Below are 1252 nucleotides of genomic sequence, written 5' to 3'. Positions count from 1 at the left end.
ATTTCTAGAAATTAATTTGACTTTCCTAACCGATTTGTTCACATCTTGTTTCAATCTACTATATAATTTTAAAGCCGTAATATTGACATACAATTTAATTTTTGCTAGAATCCTTGCAGGAGGATAGTTCTAATGAAAATAATAAAAAAATTGATGCAAATCGCATTAGCAGTCTTTTTCTTCGGTTTGCTAGCGACAAGTGCAGTATTGGCGGATGATGCTGATTCAGAAGGTTGGCAATTTGTCAAAGAAAATGGTAGAACCTACTACAAGAAGGGGGAACTCAAAGAAACCTACTGGCGAGTGATTGATGGTAAGTACTATTATTTTGATCCTTTATCTGGAGAGATGGTTGTCGGCTGGCAATATATACCTGCTCCACACGAAGGGGTTACGATTGGTTCTTCTATAAGGCAAGATATTGCTTTTAGACCAGATTGGTTTTACTTTGGTCAAGATGGAGTGCTACAAGAATTTGTTGGTAAGCAAGTTTTAGAAGCAAAAACAGCTGCAAATGTCAACAAGCATCATGGGGAACAATATGATAGTCCAGCAGAGAAACGAGTCTATTATTTTGAAGATCAACGTAGTTATCACACCTTAAAAACTGGTTGGATTTATGATGAGGGGTACTGGTATTATTTACTGAAGGATGGTGGCTTTGATTCTCGCATCAACAGATTGACTGTTGGGGAGCTAGCACGTGGTTGGGTTAAGGATTTTCCTCTTACATATGATGAAGATAAGCTAAAAGCTGCTCCATGGTATTATCTAGATCCAACAACTGGTATTATGCAAACTGGTTGGCAATATCTTGGTAACAAGTGGTACTACCTCCGTTCATCAGGTGCAATGGCGACTGGCTGGTATCAAGAAGGCTCAACTTGGTACTATTTAGATGCTGAAAATGGTGATATGAAAACGAGCTGGCAATACCTTGGTAACAAGTGGTACTATCTTCGTTCATCAGGAGCTATGGCAACTGGCTGGTTCCAGGTCGGTAGTAAATGGTACTATGCTTATAGCTCAGGTGCTTTAGCAGTGAATACCACTGTAGAAGGCTATTCTGTTAATTATAATGGCGAATGGGTTCAATAATGAAAGAGGCGATTGTAAAGGAAACAATCGCTTTTTTTGTGAAAATATAATAAAATAGATAGAAGAGAATAAATACTTGTAGGAAAAAATAATACTCTTCGAAAATCAAATTCAAACCACGTCAGCGTCGCCTTACCGTACTCAAGTACAGCCT

General features: G+C 38.1%; 1 protein-coding gene. It reads left to right on the top strand.

Annotated elements, in window-relative coordinates:
* Positions 1-132 precede the first annotated feature (132 nt).
* On the top strand, positions 133-1098 hold the full coding sequence (cbpF, locus tag ADH54_RS09200; protein WP_049524873.1) for a choline-binding protein CbpF: 966 nt from the start codon (positions 133-135) through the stop codon (positions 1096-1098).
* The last annotated feature ends 154 nt before the right edge of the window (positions 1099-1252 follow it).

Origin of the sequence: Streptococcus pseudopneumoniae (assembly GCF_001072315.1) — a bacterium.
Classification (GTDB): domain Bacteria; phylum Bacillota; class Bacilli; order Lactobacillales; family Streptococcaceae; genus Streptococcus; species Streptococcus pseudopneumoniae_R.
The sequence above is the reverse complement of the archived record's forward strand: the minus strand, read 5'-3'. Positions and strand labels throughout refer to the sequence as shown.

Bases quoted from the DNA above. Each gene is read 5' to 3' on its own strand.
- cbpF (WP_049524873.1), top strand. From the start codon at position 133: ATGAAAATAATAAAAAAATTGATGCAAATCGCATTAGCAGTCTTTTTC.